This window comes from Bradyrhizobium uaiense (assembly GCF_010811875.1).
In the GTDB taxonomy this organism is placed as follows: domain Bacteria; phylum Pseudomonadota; class Alphaproteobacteria; order Rhizobiales; family Xanthobacteraceae; genus Bradyrhizobium; species Bradyrhizobium uaiense.
Genome location: NZ_VKHP01000056.1, coordinates 19851 through 40126, shown reverse-complemented (window position 1 = coordinate 40126; position 20276 = coordinate 19851). Strand labels below are relative to the sequence as shown.

The following is a 20276-nucleotide window of genomic DNA, read 5'->3' as shown; positions in this document are numbered from 1 at the left end:
ACGCGGTGCGCTGGGGGCCATTGGTGGAATGCGATGTTCGCGATCCACCTGCGGTGCGGCGAGCGCTGGAGACTCACCAGCCGGATCTGGTCGCGCATTTCGCCTGCAAGCACGTGGGCTCGCGCCAGATCGTTGACGTGGATGTAGTCTCTGATGGCGCTGCCGTCCGCCGTCGGAAAATCCGTGCCAAGTATTGTAAACGGCCGATCGGTACGGCGCGCAGCTTCGATCGCAAGCGGGATGACGTGAGTTTCGGGATCGTGCCGCTCACCAATCTCACCGTCAGGATCGGCACCAGCCGCGTTGAAATAGCGCAAGGACACCGATCCGATACCGTAAGCCCGACCAAAGTCCTCCAGCATCCGCTCGATGATCATCTTCGACCAGCCATAAGGGTTGATCGGTGCCTGGATATGGCTTTCATCGATCGGGACGTGCTGGGGGATACCGTAACTGGCGCAGGTGCTGGAGAACAATATGTGACGACACCCTGTTGCGCGCATCGCGTTCAGCAGGGCAAGCGTGCCTACGGTGTTGTTCTCGTAGTAGATCGCCGGATCCTCGACCGACTCGCCCACATAGGCGAACGCGGCGAAATGCGCGACCAGATCCGGCTGGTGAGTCTCCAGCGCTCGCCGCACCGCAGGTGGATCGCGAACATCGCATTCCACCAATGGCCCCCAGCGCACCGCGTCGCGCCACCCGCGCGAGAGGTTGTCGAGTGTCACAACATTCCAGCCTGCCCTGGCGAACGCCTTGCAGCAATGGGAGCCCACATAACCCGCACCGCCGGTGACCAGCACTGTCCTGGTCATGCCGCCGCTCCGGCGCGGTAGCTACTCGTCCTGCTGATGCAACCGGTGATCGACCAAGCAAGTCGGCGATACGATCGCGCGCATCGCAACCACGAGGGGCTATCGCACACGTACATCATGACGGCTTGGCTTTCGGAAACTGGGAGCGCGCTGAAACTCGATGATCTGCCGCCGAAATCGGATTGCTTCACTCATTGCGCAATCTTCTCTTACAATGTGGCGCGGCAGTGTTTCCGGATGACCGCCAAGCTATCGATTCAAAATGCGGCTTCTTCACGATGAACGCCCGCCACCGTGCACTACGGACACGCCAGCTCATATTCGCGGCGCTCAAGGCGCGAAAATCGTGCAGGCTGCACGCCATGTCGTCGGCGCTCGTCCGCCGAAGTTCCAAGATGTCGGTTGCGACGACAGCACGCTTGCCGCATCACTGGGCACACCGTTGCCCATGGATGAGCATATTCGTGCCTGCAATTGCGGCTGCTAAGTTCCGCTAACAGGTTCCATCAAGCGGCAGCAATGTGGCTCACGCAAGAGCTTCGTCAATCCGGCACATGAAGAATGCGACGGTCACATTCCCTGGAGGCTCCAGCTAGGCAACATCATCCGACCGTCACCGGAGCTCGAGCCTAGTGCTGCGCGAGCTCATCCGAGGGATAGTAGCGGGCCTTGCTCGCTTCGGACAAAACATCTCCGGTCGCCGACTTGACCTGCGCCGTCCATTGGTACACGCCCGGATTGCACGGAGCGAACGTTCGAAAAGTTCCAGACGGCAAGATGCCATTCTGGGGAATGGGCAATTCCTGCCCGCCCATCTCCCGGGCGCCTTTGGTCAGCGTGAGCGACAGGCGTTTGGCGCCTGCGGGAACATTGTGGAGATGAAACTCCGGATTCGGGAACAGCGAGACGCAGCCCTTCTCTCCTCCCCAGGAAAAATCCAGCGTCATGGGATCAGCAAAGGCTGCATGACATCCTGCCAGCCATCCCGTCAGAGCCACAACAACGCACCTAGATGACATAGGACCCTCAAGGAACGATCTACTCGAAAGGCGGACTGCACGCGTCAGTCTCAGTGCAACCCTGCGACGAGAGCAACAAGATATAACGTGCCGGCGGGAACGCGGGATCAAGCCACCGACGCGTAGGCGCTTCTTATGTGGCCGCTTTGAGGCGAGGACGCACACCTCGACGAATTTTGAGCACGCCGTGTTGTGTCGCTCGCCGTCGCTGCCACTTGGCATCGATTTTGAATTCACCGACACAAGGTTTTCTTACTCGTCGAATAGAAGCCGCGATCATGCCTCACTCAGCTGCTGTCGAATATTCGTGCAGAGTGCCTCCGAAACATGAAGCCCACAGGCACGCCAAATCGCGTTGCGTTCAACAAGGTTCGAAATTGAGAATAATGCAAACCTACGACCGACAACTTCGATCCACCGACGCACGTCGAACGATCACATGTTGCGAACATCTTCATGACGGTCAGGTGCCTGTTGCGGGATTGGCGGTGCCGTTGTGAAAATCTTTGTGCACGACTACGCGGGCCACCCGTTCCAGGTCGATCTCAGCCGCGAACTGGCGCTCCGGGGACATGAAGTCAGCCACGCCTACTTCCACGGCGATCTCGGCCCAAAAGGTAAGCTGGCGAGATCGGCCACCGATCCCGCCCATCTGTCCTTTACCGGCGTCAAGCTGTCGCGTCCCTACGACAAGGCCTCGTTCGTGCGCCGCCGATTCGACGACGTCGCCTACGGCAAGGCAGTCGCGAAATTGGTGCACTCGGACAAGCCGGACATCGTGATATCGGGCAATACGCCGACGGAAGCGCAATCGGCCATCGTCAACGCATGCAAGCGGTCCGGCTCGAAATTCGTGTTCTGGGTTCAGGACTTCTACAGCGTTGCCGTCTCGCAGCTATTGCGCAAGAAGCTGGGGCCGCCCGGTGCCATGGTCGGGGCCTACTATCGGTTTCTCGAGCGACGTCAGTTTCAGAGCTCAGATGCGGTCGTCGTCATCACAAACGCGTTCTCGCCGCTTGCAAGCAAGTGGACCGGCACTGAAGATAACGTATTTGTGATCGAGAACTGGGGTGCACTGAATGACATCGCACCTCACCCCAAGGACAACGCCTGGGCTCGCCGTCACGGGTTGCACAATTCGTTCAACTTTCTCTATTCAGGTACGCTCGGGCTGAAGCACAATCCCGACCTGTTGGTGCAACTCGCCAAGATGGTGAAGGGACTCGCCAATGTCGTGACCGTCAGCCAGGGCGTTGGTGTGACACATCTCGAGCAGGCCAAGGCCGAGCTCGGGCTGGACAATCTCCTCCTGCTGCCGCTGCAGCCGTTCGAGGATCTCCCGATGGTGCTTGCCACCTCCGACGTCGCCGTCGCGACGATCGAACCGGAGGCGGGAATATTCTCTGTGCCCTCAAAGGTGCAGTCGTATTTTTGCGCCGGACGTCCCGTGCTGCTTGCCGCGCCGCAGGAAAATCTCGCTTCCGATCTGGTTCGCCGCAATGGCGCCGGATTGGTCGTCGATCCCGTGGATCAGGCGGCTTTCCTGAAAGCGGCGCTGCGGCTTCTCGATGATGAAGCCTTGAGAGCAGATGCGGCCGCCAAAGCGAGGTCGTTTGCGCTCGATAACTACGACATCAAATCGGTAACGGACCGATTTGAAACAGTCTTTGACTATGCAATCGGTTCAGGAACTGTGGAAAGGAAAAACTAATGGCGACGAAGAACATGTCCACCGCGCTTGTCTGCGGCGCAGGTGGCTTCATTGGCGGGCACCTCGTCAAGCGACTCAAGCGTGAAGGCTTCTGGGTGCGCGGTGTCGACCTGAAGTTTCCACCGTTCGCAGAGACTGAAGCAGATGATTTCGTGGTTGGCGATCTTCGTGACCAGAGTTTCTGCAGACAGATCATCGATCGCAAGTTCGACGAGGTCTATCAGCTCGCCGCCGACATGGGCGGCGCGGGCTACATCTTCACCGGCGAACATGATGCCGACGTGATGCATAATTCTGCGACCATCAATCTCAACATGCTCGATGCCTGCCAGAAGCGGAACGTGCGCGGCATGTTCTATTCGTCGTCGGCCTGCATGTATCCGGAACATAACCAGAAAGACCCCGACAATCCGAATTGCGCGGAAGATTCGGCCTATCCGGCAGCGCCCGACAGCGAATATGGCTGGGAAAAGCTGTTTTCGGAGAGATTGTACCTCGCCTACAACCGCAACTATGGCATGCGGAACCGCGTCGCGCGCTATCACAACATCTTCGGGCCCGAGGGCACCTGGGAGGGCGGCAAGGAGAAGGCCCCTGCCGCAGTGTGTCGCAAGGTCGCCCAGGCCGCCAGTCATGGCGAGGTCGAGATCTGGGGCGACGGCACCCAGACGCGCTCGTTCCTTTATATCGATGAGTGCCTGGAAGGGACCATTCGCCTGACCCGGTCGGACTTCGAAGGTCCGGTCAATGTCGGGTCGGAGGAGATGGTCACGATCAACCAGCTTGTCGATTTCGTGTCCGACATCGCCGGGAAGAAGGTGATCAAGAAGCACATTCCGGGTCCGCTCGGCGTGCGCGGCCGCAACTCGGACAACCGCCTGATTGGCCAGAAGCTCGGTTGGAAGCCGTCCGCGACACTCCGTTCCGGTCTGGAGAAGACCTATGAATGGATCGAACGCCAGGTCCGCAGCAACATGAGGGCCGCCGCCTAACGGGCGGCCTAACCGGCCAGTCTCACTAAACAGGAGAACGTTCGCGCAGAGCCTGGCCAACAATCATTCTGAAGGCTTGATGGGGTAACCGATAGGAGCTTCGCAATGATTGCAGACCTGATTTACGATGTTGGCCTGCACAAGGGTGAGGATGCGGCCTTCTATCTCAAGAAGGGCTTCAAGGTTCTTGGGATCGAGGCCAATCCGGAGCTCGTGCAGCATTGCCGTTCGCGATTTCGCAACGAGGTCGCGAACGGGCAGTTGCGGATCATCGAGGGAGCCATCGCACCGGCGTCCGAGGGACCCAGCATCACTTTCTACATGAATTCGGACTCTGTCCTCTCCACCATCAACAGGAACAGAGCCGAGCGCACCGAGAAACTGGGCCACAAGAGCCAGTGCATCGTGCTGCCTCGCATCGACGTTGCCGATATCTACCGCTCCTGCGGCGTGCCGTATTTTCTCAAGGTCGACGTCGAGGGAGCCGATCATCTGGTATTGCAGGAACTGAAGCAGCAGCCCAATCGCCCTCAATACATCTCGGTCGAATCCGACAAGGTCGACTTTGACGAGGTCGAGATCCAGCTCGGCTTGTTGCGCGATCTTGGCTATAGGAAGTTCAAGGCAGTGCAGCAGCAGCGAATTCCCGGATCGCGGGTCGACACCAAGGCGCTCGACGGCTCAAAGGTCGCGCATGTCTTCGAGGGCGGCGCTTCCGGTCCCTTTGGCGAAGATCTCGGCAGTCAATGGTTGGACTTTGATGGCATCATCCGCCGCTACCGATCGATATTCCGCGACTATCGCTACTTCGGCGACGACTCCCTGCTCGCCAAATATCCGGTTTTGGCCTTGCCGTTCAAGGCGGTCTACAAGCTCGGCACCGGCCACCGCGGTTCGCTGCCTGGATGGTACGATACCCATGCCAGTCTGTAGGGAACCGCTTCCAACAGTATCGAGGTCACCCTCCCCGCCCCGCGACGGGCATAGGACGTGATTGTGAGCGCCGATCCAGCCAGAGAGATCGACCTATCGATCGTGATCTGCACGCGCAACCGTGCGAGCCGCCTGTCGGGGACGCTGGGCGCCCTGCAGGCGTTGCGCACCGACAGCGCCTACGAGGTCATCTGGGTCGACAACGCGTCGACCGACGACACAGCGGCCGTGCTGCAGCGCGCATTCGCCAACGACCCGGTGTCGAGATACATCCTCGGCGAGAGGATCGGACTCGGCGCTGCCCGCAATCTCGGCTGGAAAAACGCGCGCGGCAGGATCGTCGCCTTTACTGACGACGACTGCTATCCCGCGCCCGACTTCGTTGATACGATCCTCGCAGCGTTTGCCGATCATCCCGGCGCGGGCGCGATCGGCGGCCGCATCCTGCTCCACAATCCGGACCACGCCAGAATCACGATCGAGGAAAGCGAAGCGCCGCGCGTCTACCCCAAACGGACTTTTGTCAGGGCCGGGACGTTGCAGGGCGCAAATCTCGCATTTCGGCGCGAGGCGCTGCAGGCGATAGACGGCATAGATCCCGATCTCGGCGCGGGCACGCGCTTTCCCTGCGAGGACATCGATGCGGTGACCGCAGTGCTATGGGCGGGATTCGACGCCTGCTTCGACCCTCGCCCCACCGTGCAGCACGATCATGGTCGCGTCGACGCGGACGTACCGGCGCTGCTCAACGCGTATGATCGCGGCCGCGGCAGCTTCTATGCCAAGTATATCCTGCGGCCCGATACCCGCACGACCTTCATTCTGCGCTGGCTCAGCTCGACCTGGCGCCGGCGCGACTGGCAAGGGCTTCGCACCTTGCGGACCGAGCTGCGTACGGCTGGCCAATACGCCATCGCCAAACGCAGATTTGGGGCGCTTGCACTGGCCGTTCCGGTGGGCCTTGCCGCGCTGGCAGTGCAGTCCCTCGTGTCCTTTGGCTTCTCGTCCAGCCGTCGCCTTTGGGAGACAAAGAGCCGGTGAAGCGGAGATGATGCGCGCGACGCGAAGGACGCTGCTCAAGGGCTCGATCGGACTCGCATTGACGACCATCGGCCCGCTCACGGTGTTCGACGCAGCGGCCGCAGCGGACGGCGCCTTGTCGTTTGGCGACGCCACCATCACCGTGGTGGACACCACTGTCGGATCGACCGAGCTCTGGGCGGAAGTGCCGGTCAAGCTCGAGACGCCGACCGCCTGCACCATCGTGCTGGAATATGAGACGCTCAATGGAAGCGGGACGATCGGGGTGCTGCCGGGCACGGCGACGGCCGGCGCCGACTTCGTCGTGGCTCGCGGCTTCCTGATCTTTCAGCCCGGCGAGCAGATCAAGCTGGTGAAGGTCCCGCTTGTGCGGCCGCTCGAGGCGGGCAAGTCAATCATTCTCCAGATATCGGATTTCGGACATCCGCTGTTCGGCTCTGCCCACAGCACCGGCGAGGTGAGATCGAGCGAGCAACCGTCGATCGCCGCCGCATATGCGAATGACGTCGTCCCGCTGCCGCCGCTGCCTTCGCACGGCTCGGTGATATTTTCAGATCGTCTGCTCGACCGCGATTTCGCCAGCGATGACGGACGTTCGACCAGCGGCACGCCATGCTGGCAAAGCCGCCTTGCCACCGGACGCCGCCAGGAAGGCAACAAGGAATTGGGCTACTATGCCGATCCGGCACTCAATCCGGAAACGACGGTGTGGGGAATAGATCCGGCGACGGGCTGCCGCTTCATCCAGGCCGAGTATCACGATGAAGGGCTATCCGATGGACAGGGCGACAAACTGGCGCCGGGCTGGCGGAAGGAAACGCCGTTCCGCTTCTCCGCCGCGATGGTGACGTCACGCACTCTCTTCGACCGCATCACCATCGGCAGCTACGTCGAGTTCGATATCAGAATGACGAAAGTCCCAGGCAGCTGGCCGGCGCTGTGGCTGCTGCCCGTCGCCCCCGGCTGGCCGCCCGAGATCGACATCCTTGAGGCCTACATTACCGCATCGCCGCAGTATCGGGAAGACGTCATATTCTCCAGCATTCACTGGAAGGCCGAGAAGGGACCCGACGCCCGCGGCGCGGCCATGCCGCTCGGGCTGGTGGAAGACGGCGCCGACCTGTTTTCCCGGTTCAACCGCGTCGGCTGCCTGATCGGGAAGCAACAGATCGTCTACTACTTCAACGACAAGCCGTACTGCGCCATGCCGAACCTGGTCGGCGCGGGGCCCTGGTACATGCTGATGGATGTTGCCGTCGGCGGTCCGGCGGGCGAGCCGAGCGATCCCAGCGCCTTTCCCGCCAGACTGTATATTGCCGGCGTTAGGGTGATCCAGTTCTGAAGCCTGTCGAGACGTGGCGTCGTCTCTCGTTCAACGAGCAAAATCTCGCCGGATCTGATCGGCCGCTTCCTCTAACTTCGAGACGGCCCTCGCGAGCGCGATATCGGAGCTGAGTACCGGCTCCATCTCGCTCAACCGCCGCAGTCCGCGCGCGGCGGCATAGGGCAACGTGTCATTGGCCGCTCCGACCGCCAGTTGAATCAGCCGATTCTTGCTGGACATCCAGTTGCCATCCCTGCCCGTCTTGGAGACCCAGAGGTCGTGCAACGTCGCAGGAAAGGTCGGGTACGGTCTGAGATTGATCTCGAGGGCGCCGGCCCAATCCGACCATTTGAATCGATGAGACCGGTGGAACGGAAGAACGGGCACCCACGGCACCCGCAGCGCGTCCGCCACGATGGCGCCGTGCATCGCCTCGGTAATGACCGTGTTCGAGGCCTGGATCATTTCGAGGACCCGATCGACCGGCCAACGCGGATCGATCAATTCGACGTCAGCCAACTCGCAGGCCCTCGGCCAGTTGCCATTCAAAAGGCTCTGCCAATGCGGAATGTAGCTGAACTTGAAGCGTTTCGGGACCTCTCTCTTCATGTGACGATTGACCAGCACCGCGGCATCGGCTGCGACCAGCCGCTCGTCGAGTCCCAGCGCCTGCGCGGTCAGCGGTCCGCGAACGCAATAGAACTTCCAGCGCTCGTCGAGCCGGGGCGCCGCGGTGTACTGCCCGAATCCCGATCCAAACACCACTTTCATGGCCTGCCGCGGATGGTGGTCGAACAGCACCGACCCGATTGCGAGGAACAGGATCACGTCGTCTTCATCGAAGAAGCACGGGAAAACCTTGGGCATCAGTGCGTTATTCAGATCGTCACCGAAGTTCGGTGCGGTGCTCTGATAGTAGTAGAGTTTCATGATCGCGCCTGACGCAGCATGGTCGAATAATATTGCACGGCTCCTCCGAACAGCGGACCCACGGCGGCGCGCTTCCTGATCTGTCGGCGGATGTCCCGCGCGATCTCCACGACGGTCGCAGGAGCATGCGCCGTCAAAAGGTGCTTGGCGTATACGGCGCCCGCGCCGATGTCGTAGTAGTGCCCGCGAACGAACGCTTCGCTGTCAAAGCGGCCGTGATCGTGAGCTACGCTCGGCTCCGGAAAGTAGCCGCCCCTCCAGCCGGCGTACGACGCCCTGACGGCGACTTCCCATTCCTCGCCGGCAAACGGAGTGCCGGCGCCAAAGCGGCTGTCGAACATGCCGGCATCGGTCAAGCACTGACGCCTGAACGCCATGTTGGACCCTTGGACGAAGCCACGCTGCACAAAGGTGGACTGGGAAAGTATCTGTGTTGTGGTGCTGGTGTTGCAACCAAGCGGCGACTGCCGCACGTCATACGGCAGGATCCTTCCGGAGCCAAAGCCCAATCCGGGATCTCCCGCGAATACCGCTCTCCAGGCCGATGCAAATCCGCGATCAGGGTAACAATCATCGTCGATGAACAGGATGACCGCGCCGGAAGACGCCGCAATCCCGGTGTTTCGACCGGCCGAATTGCCGGGTTTGGTCTCCAGGATGGCGCGCCACAGAGCCGGGTTGACCGTGCAGAACTCCTGCATGGCCGCGAAGGTGCCATCCGTCGAACCGTTGTCGACGAGCACGACCTCGACGGCGTCGGCGCCATCCATCGACCGGATATGGTCCAGGCACTTTCCGACGGTCCTCATTCCGTTGCGGGAGCACAGGATCAACGTTAGCGCAACTTCGTGCATACTATTTGCTCGGGCCTTGGCCAGGTTCGAGAACCGACAGACATGTAATGCAGCAAACGTCGGGCGGCATTATGATCATTGAGGCAGGTGGTGCAATCGACATGTTCAACCAGGCGTCGAGGTCACGCCTTGATGTCCCCGCGACTTCGACCCGATCGATCCGGCAAGCAGCCTCGCGACGTCCATGGCCTGATCTCTGGCAATCACCAGCATGGTCGCAAGATATGACAGTGCTCCGGCGGCAATGCTGATACCCAACGCAACGACCGGTGGAAGCTCGGGAAGCACATGCCGGACCGCGGCAATGACCGCGACCATGATTATGCTTGAGCCAGCCGGTCCGACGAAGACGCGCAGATACTCCAACACCGGCTCCGACAGCAGCCGAGAGGTCTTCACCACGGCGAACGGCCATCGCGCGATGGTCGCGATCAGGACGGTGGCCAGCAGCGCGGTTACACCGAACCGCGACATCAGCACCAGGATGCCCAGCGTGACTGTTCCGGCGGCCAGTTGATAATAGAACCACCAATGCGCGTGCCCGCGGCTGTTGATGAGGCTTCCCTGAATCACACCGATACAGGCCATCAGACCCAAGCCGCAATACAGCCGGATCGGGTCGACCGTATCGATCCAGCGCGATCCGAATACGACGGGAACCGCGAGGTCCGCCACCATCGCAAACCCGATGAAGACCGGAAACGACAACGCCGAAGACAGAAACGTCGCGAGCAGGAAGCCCTTCCTGACCCGATCCACATTCTCCTGGATCGACGAGAACATCGGGTGCGCCACCGCGCCGATCGGCGTCGCCAGGACGTTGAGGATCATTTGGAACAGATTCCGGGAAAAGGCATAGATGCCCGCCTGATGCGGCCCCAGATAAAGCCCCACGATCGCCGGATCTGCCTGCGTCGTCAGAGCCTGCATGGCACGAGTCCCCGACGAAAACGCGCCGTACCGCGCGAGCGACTTGAGCGCATCCAGGCTGATACGGAATTTCGGCCGCCAGCCAGCTCCCCACATCGCGGCCACCGCCGCGGTGACCGATGAAGATAGCTGCGCAATGAGCAGCGCCCAGACGCCGTAGCCGGCCAAGAGTAGCAGCACGGTCAGCGCTGACGATACCATCGTCGCAAGCAATGTCCGGCCGGCAATCAATTCAAAGGACATTCTTCGCGTGATGATGGCCTGCGGGACGATGCCGGCGGCATCCGCGAACAACCTGAGTCCCGCGACGGGCAGCAGCACGGCGACCCAATCCGAGCCGAGCAATCGGCTGAACGGTCCAGCGCAGATCGCAAGCACGGCATACGCGACGAGCGCGCAGATCGATGCAGCCCAGAACGTAGAGTCGAGATGAATATCGTCCACGGACGATCTTTGAACGATCGCCTCGGCAAACCCCGTCGGCAACAGCACCGCGAGCAGTGCGACCAGACTGCCGGCAAGGGCGACGGCGCCGAAATCCGCCGGACCGAGATAGCGCGATGTCACCAGGAAAACGAGAAAACCGGCGAGCGACGGGATGACCGAATTGACGCTCGACCAGAACACGCCCCGGATCGCGCGAACGGCGTGTGTACGGTTGCTAGGCTCCGTGCCGACCATCAGCAGTGCTCTTCCCGGCTCGTGATGTTTCGGGTGCAGTCACCGGCGGGCGCGCTGAATGTATCGAACCGTGCAAAGATCTGCTCGCGCGCGGCCAATTGGTGTGCGGGCAGCTTCCGACGTCCATGCGACTTGGTTGCCATCAAACGGTCCTGGAAACGGGGATCAGCCGAACGTGCGCCCGGCTCGGGCCGCGCGGCCCGTGTGCCGCCAATCAGCCGAGGAGACCGCTGGCACGTAATCAGACCTGCACATGCAAGAGGCACGCCTACCCTTCGCGATCACTGTGCGGATCAACCCTTTACCAGCTCCGAAATGCGACCGAATTGTAGCAGGGACACCACGCCTGACGTGATCTGCGTCGGCAGACATAATCGCGCACGGCTTCCTTGGGCATCAAATGCGAGCAATGCGACGAGAGCGTGTCACATGCGCGCGTTCCGTCGCCGGATCATGGCCGCAAGTTGATCGGAGACGGCGGCGTCGGTAACCTTGCGACAAAACAAAAGCTCGCCGGAACCGTAGATGCCATCTATCCGCATGCAGGGATTGGCGCGGAACATCGCAATATGGCGTTCGCCGATCTCTGACGGATTTGCTCCGCCTCCACTCCAGTCCGAATAGGTGATGCTGCGCCGCATGTTCGAACGAAACGGCGAGTTCGCAAGGATGGTCTGAAACACCATCTCATCCGGCACATGGGTGTTCTCATAAAACTTCATAAACTTGGGATGATCGGCTGCGAATCTCTGGATGTAGATGCAAGCGTCGCGCGTCAGAGCCCACCATTGGTTGCCGGCGTGGGGGACGAACTCGCCCAACCACCTCTTGTAGTCGCGCAGCACCGGCATCACGCCAAGTTCTCCAAGCACCCTGCGGCTCTTGCCGACCCACCAGCCGACTGGTCCCGGACGGCCCTTGTAGCGGGTCAGGCGCGAAAGCGGCTTTGCGGCGGCCTCGGACGGCATCGCAACCGAATCGATGAATTCGATGCCGTTGTTCTGGCGAAAGAAATCCTCGATCTCGCCCGCCGAGCGCAGCGGATAATCCGTGCCGCTGATCAAGACCAGATAGTCGTAGCGGCGCGGTGCCGCCAAGGCCGCCTCGATCAGCAGAAAGGCAGCCCTGATCAACGAATAGTCGCTCCACTGACTCGGAATTCGATTCACCGTGAACTGCGCATGGGAACCGACCGCCCGCCGGAACGGATCGATGTCGGAATGGGCATCGATATGCACAAACACCTCCGAGGACGGCGCCTGGAGTTCGCGAACCAGCCGGGCAAGCTGCTCCGGCCGATTGTGGGCAAGAATGAGGTATGCAACATTCATCTCTTGATCGTCCCGATATGGTCACGCGACCGCGTGACGAGTGCTGGAGCTCAGTGACGAAGTCAGAACGTTGGTGGGACGTGCCCAAAAATGATTATGAGGGTTGCCGGTTCCGCAACCTGGCCTGGCAATCGAGCTTCAAGGGAAGCTCACACTTAACGCCGTGACGTCCACGGGGGTCCCGGCAATCTTGCCGAGGACCGCAGATTGCAGAGCGCCTCTGCGCCACGTGCATTCGTGACCGGCTCACTTCCGCGAGAGAAACGCAAGAAAGAGAAGTCCGCTCCGCAAGAGTTCGCTCAAGAATTAGGCAGGGCAGTTCCCGCACTACTCACCCGCCGACTGGGCCACCGAGACCGGCGAGCTTGCCTTCCGCAATCGCTGGCGCGCACCCCGACGCTCGACCGCGAAGACGGTAAGAAATTGCGAGCGTAGCCAACGCGTCATCGGGCGCTCGACCTTGAAGTAGACCACAAATCCCACCAGCAGCGAGACCGCAGCAGCGAGAACTGCAAATGACGCAAACTGCAGCACGCCTTCCAATGGCAGCCGAAGAAACAGGCGGCGAACCACGAAGAGCGTCAGAGCATGGGTGAGATAGATCGAGTAGCTCGCATCCCCCAGCAAGCGAAGCCATCCGATGTCGCGAATCTTGAATGATCGTTCGGCCGCGATCGCTCCGACCATGATCAATGCCGCGCATAATCCGTTCTGCAGGAACAGGTACGGAAGCCGCACGACATGCGCCGCGAACAGCGCCAGGAACCCTATCGGTAACAGCAGCCAGACATTCGGGATCCTCCCGTTCAGGAACAACCATCCCAACACGATGCCCGCCGCAAACTCCAGCATCAGCGGGTGCGTGTACATCAGAAGAGGGTGCGTATAGGTGTGAAAGATCGATTCATCGGTCGAGACAAACAGCCCGAACACAACGAGCAGCGAAATCAGGCAAAGCGAAATCAGCAGCGGTTTGCGAAAAAAGAGGCCGATCGCAAAGATCAGATAGAAGAACATTTCGAAATACAGGGTCCAGCCCGGATTCAGCACCGGCCAAATGGTGCCGGAAAAGATCGAGCTGTGGTGTGGAACGAACATCGCGGAAAGCACCACGTCGTTTGCGAGCGCAAAGCCGGGCTTGGCGCCACCCGACAGCAGGAGGAGGCTCGCCGCACAGAGCGTCAGAACCCAGTACAGAGGCGCGACGCGAATGAGCCGCAATCCGGCGAAGACCGCGGGCGATTCAACCCGCGACGACACGTACATCACCACGCCGCTGATGATGAAGAAGATATCGACACCGGCCTCGCCCATGTCGAACGCCTCGAGCGGGTTGTACAGATTCGGCCATGGATTTCTGATGTGGTGCAGGACCACCATCACCGCCGCGACGCCGCGCAGATATTGGATGGTCAATAGTTGCGTGGAGGATTTTTGATCCAACGCCGTTCCAGGAGTCATCAGCCGTCACATAAAAAGGGAAAATTGCGCTGAACGATCAGCGGATACCGGATTGTTCCGACGCTGGTCGGGGAGCCTTCACGAGGGGACAAGGATTCCTTGCACACGCAAGAGGCACTTCGCTTCACAGCTTTGCCACAAACCTCCCGCTGAGAGTTCATGTGAACTTGCTGCTATGCATCTACTGCGCCAACCGGGCATGCTACCCTGGCGAAGCCATCGCGCGATGCGCATCAGAGCCCACGACGTCCATGCGAGACAATTCATGTTGACCTTCATCATACCGGTTCGCCATCCGGCAAATTCCAAGAACTGGGACGCTCTCAAGGCGCGGCTTGCGCAAACCATAACATCGATCTCGGGTCAGAATAGTGACCGCTGGCAAGCCATCATTGTGGCGAACAATGGTGCAGACCTCCCAGATGTGCCGAAAGGCTTCTCCATCGAGCGCGTCGACTTTGCTCCGAACCCGCAGCATGACCGCACTGCTACTGACGATGTTGAGGTTTTTCGCGATTTCTTCCGCATTGACAAGGGACGCCGCGTGCGCGCTGGAATGCTGGCCGCACAGAACACGACCTTCTTCATGATCGTCGACGACGACGATTTCGTCAGCTCCCGCCTTGCCGACTACGTGGCGCGGCATCCCGATGACAATGGCTGGTATATCGATCGCGGCTACATGTGGAGCGAAGGCACCCCGCTGCTCGGAGCCATTCCCAAGTTCTTCATGCTGTGCGGCACATCCCACATCATCAACGCACGGCTGTATGATCTGGAGAAGCTCAAGGGAAACGATGCGGACGAGTACCTGAAGCGCATGCTTGGCAGCCATATCGCCGTCGCCCAGGAGCTGGCCGCGGCGGGCACCCCGCTGAAGGCGCTGCCCTTCTTCGGCGCGATCTATCGCGTCGGCCATCCGGGAGCCCATAGCAACTCCCCGGGGCTGATCGCAACTTTCTTCAAGAAGGCAACGCTCGCCAATCCGCTCCGCTTCATTAAGACCGCACTGTCGCTCAGATTCCTGACACCGAAATTACGGCGCGAATTCTTCGGAGCCGAGCGCGCCTAGCCAACAGGCCATGCCACCGTCCGTCGGTGGGCATGGATGACAGCGTGGCGCGATGCCTCCCCCGAGGCTGCGGCCTCAGTGCGACTGCGCCTGCACATCCAGGTTCAACAGCTTGCACACCGTGGCCTTCGGGGGCTGGACGACGTCCGTGCTGCAAGTCACCGGACTGGACAACGTGCTGTTGGCAACCTGTGCGGACAGTCGGCCAAATAGGATATAGTTTCCAGGGCGCTGAATGGCAGGCAGAGAAGCCACGGCAATGGTGGGGCCGTCGGTCCGCTCTTTGTCGGGTTGGACCTGCAGTTTGGTATCGGCCGACGACACAATAGACCCTGTCGCCTTGTCGTAAACGGTCAGTTGAAGCGTCCGATTGGATGGATAGTCGGCTGGGACTTTGATCGGTATTTCGACATTGAGGTTGTCGCCAGTGCTCAACGCGAGGACGCCGGCGTTGGGCTGCTTGCCTGCGACCACCTTGTTAACGGCCAGGAACGCCGGCTTCGCCATATCGTTAACTGGCGCAGAATAGCCGAACTGCTTCGGATCCGGCGTCAATTGGCTCCGCCCGCATTGCCGGCCACCTTGGTCGGAGGTCGTGTACTGGCATACGCGCACATAGTCGATCTTGAAGGTCTGCGGAAACGCGGCCTCGTCAATGCCGTGCCGTCCTGCCCACTTGCTGCCGCCAACAGCGAAGTTCAGATCTACATGCGCGGGCGGCCCAAGCTTTCCGTCGCTACGCAGCCACTGATAGTTGCGCGTGTAGATCAGCTTGCCATCCCAGAACATCGAAATCTTGTCCGGCGCCCACACGAAGCCAACGATATGCCAGCCCTGGTTGAGATCCTCGCTTCCATACATGTTCTGGAACTTGAGCTCAAAGGAACGATCGACGTAGGTGTATTGCTTTGGATCGATGGGTGCCACCACGTTCGAATGCAGCGAATTTGCCTTGTCCTCGACGCCATTGATCACATACTCGAAGATGTCGATCTCCGGCGGATGCCAGGTCTTGCCGTCGATGTCGTAGTCGGCCTCGAGCCAGAACGCCGGCCAGATTCCCTTGGCGTTGGGCAGAAACACGCGAGCTTCATAATACCCGTAGTAGAACGTTTGATGACTGCGGATCATCGCGGATTCGTACAGGCTCGGCGACCCCGGCATCTTCTTCGCAATCAGGTTCAGAACGCCATCCGCCACGATGTGGCCATCGCGATAGCGCTGGTTCTCATCGTTGAAGTGGTCCATCGTCTCGTTCGAATAGAGATAACGCGTGGCCCATTTGTTACGATCGAGCTTGTCGCCGTTGAACTCGTCCGAGAACACCAGTTCCCACCCTGCCGACTGCGCCGGCGTCGGAGCCGCCGTCACGGCCGCTATCAGCAACACCAGCATCGGGAGAACACGTTTGGCAATCTCGGCGAGGTTCATTCAGCGAGCCTTCTGGCTGATCGTAATGAGATTTCGATGACAAGACTTCCGCCGCCATCGACGCGCAGCGGTCAAGTTGACAGCCCAGCATCGGTAAGACAGGTTAGCCGTGTACTCCAGGCGTTACCAACGGTTGATCATTCACATTGACGAGTTGGATGAAGACGTCGCCCGGGATAAAACATATCAAGCTTGTCGATGATGTGGTCGCGCTGCCGAATTTGTGTCCGGAGGATGACGAAATTTGCGGCAGTATCGTGCGCGTCGCGCCAGCGGTAAATCAAACGTGAGAGGATCGTGGGAACCGACGCAAACATACCGGCCTTCGTGATCAACCTTGATCGCGACGTCGCACGATGGCAGGACATCTCGGGTGCGCTGACGCGGCTCGGGGTCCCCTTTGAACGAATCCCCGCGATCGATGCCAAGAACCGCACGACGCTCATTCGCCGAGTGATCCGTCGCGACTTCCGCTTTGCGCCGGCCGATCGCGCGATGAAGGCGGGTGAAATCGGCTGCTACCTCTCGCACATCGCCGCGCTGAAGCGCATCGTGCGCAAGAACCTGCCGGTCGCGATCATCTTCGAGGACGACGCCGCCTTCGACGTACGTTTTCCGCAATTCTACAGGTATGACCTGCGGCGCTTCCTGATGACGAGCGATATCGTGAAGTTCGAAGGCATTCACTATGCGCACACGTCCAAATCGGGCGTTTCGCTCATCAGGGGTGAAGCAGCTCAGCTCGTCGTCCCCCTGAAGCCCGCGCTCGGATCTGCCGCCTATGCCGTCACCCGAAAGGGCGCAATCGAGCTCATCAAAGCGCTGTCGGTCGCCGACCGGCCATTGGACCACAAGCTGGTCTATTACGATCGGCACGGAATTGATTTTGCCGAGACTCAACCGTTTCTCGTCAGTCAAGCGGACTACGACAGCAGCATCGAGTTGCGGAATCTCGATGCGCCCCCGCTGCAGCCCGCGGAGCGGCTTCGCCGGGAGGTTGCCTCCGTTGGTCGCGGCGCGAAGCGAATCGCCTATGTCGCAAGACGGTTGATCAAGCGGCGACTGCTCGGCGCGAACTCTCCCTCTGTCGCCTGATCGCGAGTAGCCGATGCGCGCTTTCGGCGGGCATCGGCACTCCGTTCCGAGTGTTCATTCGAGATCGAGCGATGAAGAAGATTCTTTGGATCGTCGGCCGCATCCCTTCGCCGCTCTTCAGCGGCGACGCGCTTTATTCCGCGGGGATACTCACGGCGCTGTCGAGAACCGGACAGACCGAGGTGACGGTGGTCGGCTGCCGGCGCGAGGACGCGCCGGTCGAGGACCGCCTGCTCCGCTTGCCACGCACGGCTTTTCCCGAGGCACCGTGGCCGCGACGGCACGAAGTCCTGAGCCTGCTGATGTCATTGCCGAGAGACGCCTATTGCCTCGCACCACCTTCGATCGCGACGACGCTCGCCGAGCTGCTGAACCAGCGCTGGGACTGGATCGTGCTCGATCACGCGCGATCAGGCGCGTTGCTACCGATGGTCATGAAGCAACGCAAGCAAGCCCTGATCTGCTATCTGGCGCATAACGCCGAGGGCAAGATCAGGCCCGCGATCGCCAATGACTTCACCAACCCGCTGCGCCGCGCGATCATGCGCTGGGATGCTGAAAAGTACCGGCGGCTGGAGCAACGCATCGTCGACGCCGCCGACAGCATTCTCTGCATCACCGACGCCGACGCCGCCTATTTCGCGCAGCCCGGCAAAACCACGTTCGTGGTCCCGCCGATCTATCTCGGAGCGGCCGCGCCGAGCGATCGCATCGAGTCAACCCGGCCGAAGTCCATCCTGCTGCTCGGCTCGTTCGAATGGGTCGCAAAACAGCGCAATCTCGAGCACATCATCGGCACGCTGCTGCCGGCTCTGAAGCGCCAAAACGTCACCCTGGATGTGGTCGGAAACGTTCCTGAGGACATCAAGGCGCGTTATGCCCATGAACTTCCGCACCTGGTGTTCCATGGTCCGGTGGCCGATCTCGCGAACGTCCTTGCGAGATCGCGCGCAGGACTTGTTGCGGAGACGCTTGGCGGAGGGTTCAAATTGAAACTCTTGGACTACGCCTTCGCACGGCTTCCCATCTTCGGACTTCGCGCGGCGGTCGACGGCACCACGGCCGATGAGCAATCGGCAATGTATCTCGCCGACACCATGGACGACCTAGCAAAGACCATCGTGGACGGAATCGACGACCTGGCTGGCCTCAACCGGAACCAGACCAAACTGTTCGAACTGATGTCGAATCGCTTCGGGCTCGAGCAGGGAACCAGGCGCCTGCACGATATCCTGGTCCAGAGGGCTGGCGCGGCGCCATGACCGGAACTGTGCATCGATCGATACAAGTTGCCGGATTGTGCTAGCGTGACCTATCCACTCGGGCAAACGTCGCTATGACTCTTGAGATTCAGGTTCCGATGGCGCCCCTGGGCGGGGCAGCGCATTCACAGCTGACACCGTCGGGCACCGAGCTCAGCAGGTCGGGCCGGCGTGCTGTCTGGATGTCACTCATCTCCGTTCTGTTCCTGTCGCAGATCGCTTACAACATCAACACGTTCCCGGCATCGACCGACCTCATCTGCTATGCCGCCGTGACGGCCTATCTGCTAGTCAGCGGCTTCGCGTCGATCGGGTTCCTGTCTCTGGCGCTGTTCGTCGCCGCGCTCGTGATGGCCTGCTTCGGGACGGCGACCGCGACGTCGTCGACGTCGTGGACGTCGCTGATGCTGCTTTTCGTTCTCTATGCGCCGTTCGCCATTCGGTTGAACGGGAAGCCGGAAGGCGCCCACGAGTATGTCCTGTCTGCCTACGTTTCAGCAGCGACCTGCATCGCCTGCATTGCGATCGCACAGATCGTACTGGTCAACGCCACCAAATCGTCGCTACTGACCAACATCTACTTCACCCTGCCCGAAGCCATTCGCGGTGCCGGACACTACACTTTCGTTCGCGAGGGCGGCGGAATCATCAAGCCAAACGGCTTTTTTCTGCGCGAGTCGGCTGATCTTTCGCTCGTCGTTGCGCTGGCGCTCCTGATCGAGTTCGGATCGCGGGCAAGGCTGCGTATCATGAGCATTCTCGCGGCGGGACTGCTTTGCTCGCTATCCGGCACCGGCCTCCTCGCGATCACCGCGGGGTTTTTGCTGCCAAGATCGCTCCTTCGTATCCCGCTCTTCATCGTCTATCTCACCGGACTGGTCCTGGCGCTGTATCTGCTTTACAGTCTCGGCATCCCGGGCCTGGACCTGTGGTTCGATCGTCTCTCCGAATTTCAGACGCCGAATACCAGCGCTTACGCGCGCTTCGTCGCACCAATGGAAATGATCGGCCACAGCCTGGACAATGGTCCCCTCGCCACCTGGTTTGGCAACGGCGCAGGCAGCTACCTCAGGGACGTTCAGCTCTATCACATGAACTATGAGGTCAACGACCCGACCTGGGCGAAGCTCATCTATGAGTACGGCGTGCTCGGATTTGTCCTGATCTTTGCCATTCTCGCGCAACGATTGTATTCGAGCCGGCTGCGCATCGAGATCTGCAACTTTCTGATGTTCAGCTGGATCAGCGTCGGCGTCGTGCTCAAGCCGAGCTTCGCGCTTATCGTCTGGTTGCTGACACTGGTCGGACAGTCGGCAAGCCGACCGACGACCCAACGCGCAAGACCGCGAGCGGGTTAAGCTCCCCCAGCTTGCTGCCGCGCAGGTTGCGCATGA

Annotated in this window: 18 protein-coding genes; 9 read left to right on the top strand and 9 right to left on the bottom strand. The window is 60.5% G+C overall.

What is annotated here, in order from left to right; all coding sequences use genetic code 11:
- The 3 genes from galE to FNJ47_RS53225 all read right to left on the bottom strand — a co-directional run.
- A partial coding sequence (gene galE, locus FNJ47_RS16185; protein ID WP_163154748.1) for a UDP-glucose 4-epimerase GalE occupies positions 1-815 on the bottom strand: 815 nt, incomplete at its 3' end.
- Positions 816-1444: 629 nt separating this feature from the next.
- A complete protein-coding gene (locus FNJ47_RS16180) occupies positions 1445-1762 on the bottom strand; it encodes a hypothetical protein (RefSeq protein WP_163154746.1) in 318 nt (105 codons plus the stop codon).
- Between the two features lie 535 nt (positions 1763-2297).
- Positions 2298-2420, bottom strand: a complete 123-nt coding sequence (locus tag FNJ47_RS53225) for a hypothetical protein (protein WP_283811252.1) — start codon at positions 2418-2420, stop codon at positions 2298-2300.
- Between FNJ47_RS53225 and FNJ47_RS16175 the strand changes: the two genes are divergently transcribed.
- From FNJ47_RS16175 to FNJ47_RS16155, 5 genes are all read left to right on the top strand, one after another.
- A complete protein-coding gene (locus FNJ47_RS16175; protein WP_165445711.1) occupies positions 2391-3545 on the top strand; it encodes a glycosyltransferase family 4 protein in 1155 nt (384 codons plus the stop codon). The genes FNJ47_RS53225 and FNJ47_RS16175 overlap by 30 nt on opposite strands.
- On the top strand, positions 3545-4537 hold the full coding sequence (locus FNJ47_RS16170; RefSeq protein WP_235999915.1) for an NAD-dependent epimerase/dehydratase family protein: 993 nt from the start codon (positions 3545-3547) through the stop codon (positions 4535-4537). The genes FNJ47_RS16175 and FNJ47_RS16170 overlap by 1 nt, the downstream gene beginning before the upstream one ends.
- A gap of 105 nt (positions 4538-4642) precedes the next feature.
- Complete coding sequence (locus FNJ47_RS16165) at positions 4643-5470, top strand: FkbM family methyltransferase (RefSeq protein ID WP_163154742.1); 828 nt, start codon at positions 4643-4645, stop codon at positions 5468-5470.
- Between the two features lie 63 nt (positions 5471-5533).
- Positions 5534-6511, top strand: coding sequence for a glycosyltransferase (locus FNJ47_RS16160; protein WP_163154740.1), 978 nt, complete (start codon positions 5534-5536; stop codon positions 6509-6511).
- 10 nt (positions 6512-6521) lie between these two features.
- A complete protein-coding gene (locus tag FNJ47_RS16155; RefSeq protein WP_163154738.1) occupies positions 6522-7853 on the top strand; it encodes a hypothetical protein in 1332 nt (443 codons plus the stop codon).
- Between the two features lie 30 nt (positions 7854-7883).
- Here FNJ47_RS16155 and FNJ47_RS16150 read toward each other — a convergent pair whose 3' ends face one another.
- From FNJ47_RS16150 to FNJ47_RS16130, 5 genes are all read right to left on the bottom strand, one after another.
- Positions 7884-8765, bottom strand: coding sequence for a polysaccharide pyruvyl transferase family protein (locus tag FNJ47_RS16150; RefSeq protein ID WP_163154736.1), 882 nt, complete (start codon positions 8763-8765; stop codon positions 7884-7886).
- Entirely contained in the window at positions 8762-9619 is an 858-nt protein-coding gene (locus FNJ47_RS16145) for a glycosyltransferase family 2 protein (protein WP_283811250.1), read from the bottom strand. The genes FNJ47_RS16150 and FNJ47_RS16145 overlap by 4 nt, the downstream gene beginning before the upstream one ends.
- Positions 9620-9724: 105 nt before the next feature.
- On the bottom strand, positions 9725-11176 hold the full coding sequence (locus tag FNJ47_RS16140; protein WP_163154732.1) for an oligosaccharide flippase family protein: 1452 nt from the start codon (positions 11174-11176) through the stop codon (positions 9725-9727).
- Positions 11177-11655: 479 nt separating this feature from the next.
- Positions 11656-12561, bottom strand: coding sequence for a beta-1,6-N-acetylglucosaminyltransferase (locus FNJ47_RS16135; RefSeq protein WP_163154730.1), 906 nt, complete (start codon positions 12559-12561; stop codon positions 11656-11658).
- A gap of 327 nt (positions 12562-12888) precedes the next feature.
- On the bottom strand, positions 12889-14022 hold the full coding sequence (locus tag FNJ47_RS16130; RefSeq protein WP_283811249.1) for an acyltransferase family protein: 1134 nt from the start codon (positions 14020-14022) through the stop codon (positions 12889-12891).
- Positions 14023-14287: 265 nt separating this feature from the next.
- Here FNJ47_RS16130 and FNJ47_RS16125 point away from each other — a divergent pair, with 265 nt between their 5' ends.
- Positions 14288-15094, top strand: coding sequence for a galactosyl transferase (locus tag FNJ47_RS16125; RefSeq protein WP_163154726.1), 807 nt, complete (start codon positions 14288-14290; stop codon positions 15092-15094).
- 75 nt (positions 15095-15169) lie between these two features.
- On the opposite strand, the gene FNJ47_RS16120 is transcribed toward FNJ47_RS16125, so the two are convergent.
- Entirely contained in the window at positions 15170-16525 is a 1356-nt protein-coding gene (locus FNJ47_RS16120; RefSeq protein ID WP_163154724.1) for a glycoside hydrolase family 16 protein, read from the bottom strand.
- Positions 16526-16822: 297 nt separating this feature from the next.
- Between FNJ47_RS16120 and FNJ47_RS16115 the strand changes: the two genes are divergently transcribed.
- The 3 genes from FNJ47_RS16115 to FNJ47_RS16105 all read left to right on the top strand — a co-directional run bounded on the left by FNJ47_RS16115 (position 16823) and on the right by FNJ47_RS16105 (position 20240).
- Positions 16823-17620, top strand: coding sequence for a glycosyltransferase family 25 protein (locus FNJ47_RS16115; protein ID WP_163154722.1), 798 nt, complete (start codon positions 16823-16825; stop codon positions 17618-17620).
- 71 nt (positions 17621-17691) lie between these two features.
- Positions 17692-18882 (top strand): glycosyltransferase family 4 protein, encoded by a 1191-nt coding sequence (locus FNJ47_RS16110; RefSeq protein WP_163154720.1) that lies wholly within the window; start codon positions 17692-17694, stop codon positions 18880-18882.
- 182 nt (positions 18883-19064) lie between these two features.
- Positions 19065-20240: a hypothetical protein gene (locus tag FNJ47_RS16105; protein WP_163154717.1), complete on the top strand. Its 1176-nt coding sequence runs from the start codon at positions 19065-19067 to the stop codon at positions 20238-20240.
- Positions 20241-20276 lie beyond the last annotated feature (36 nt).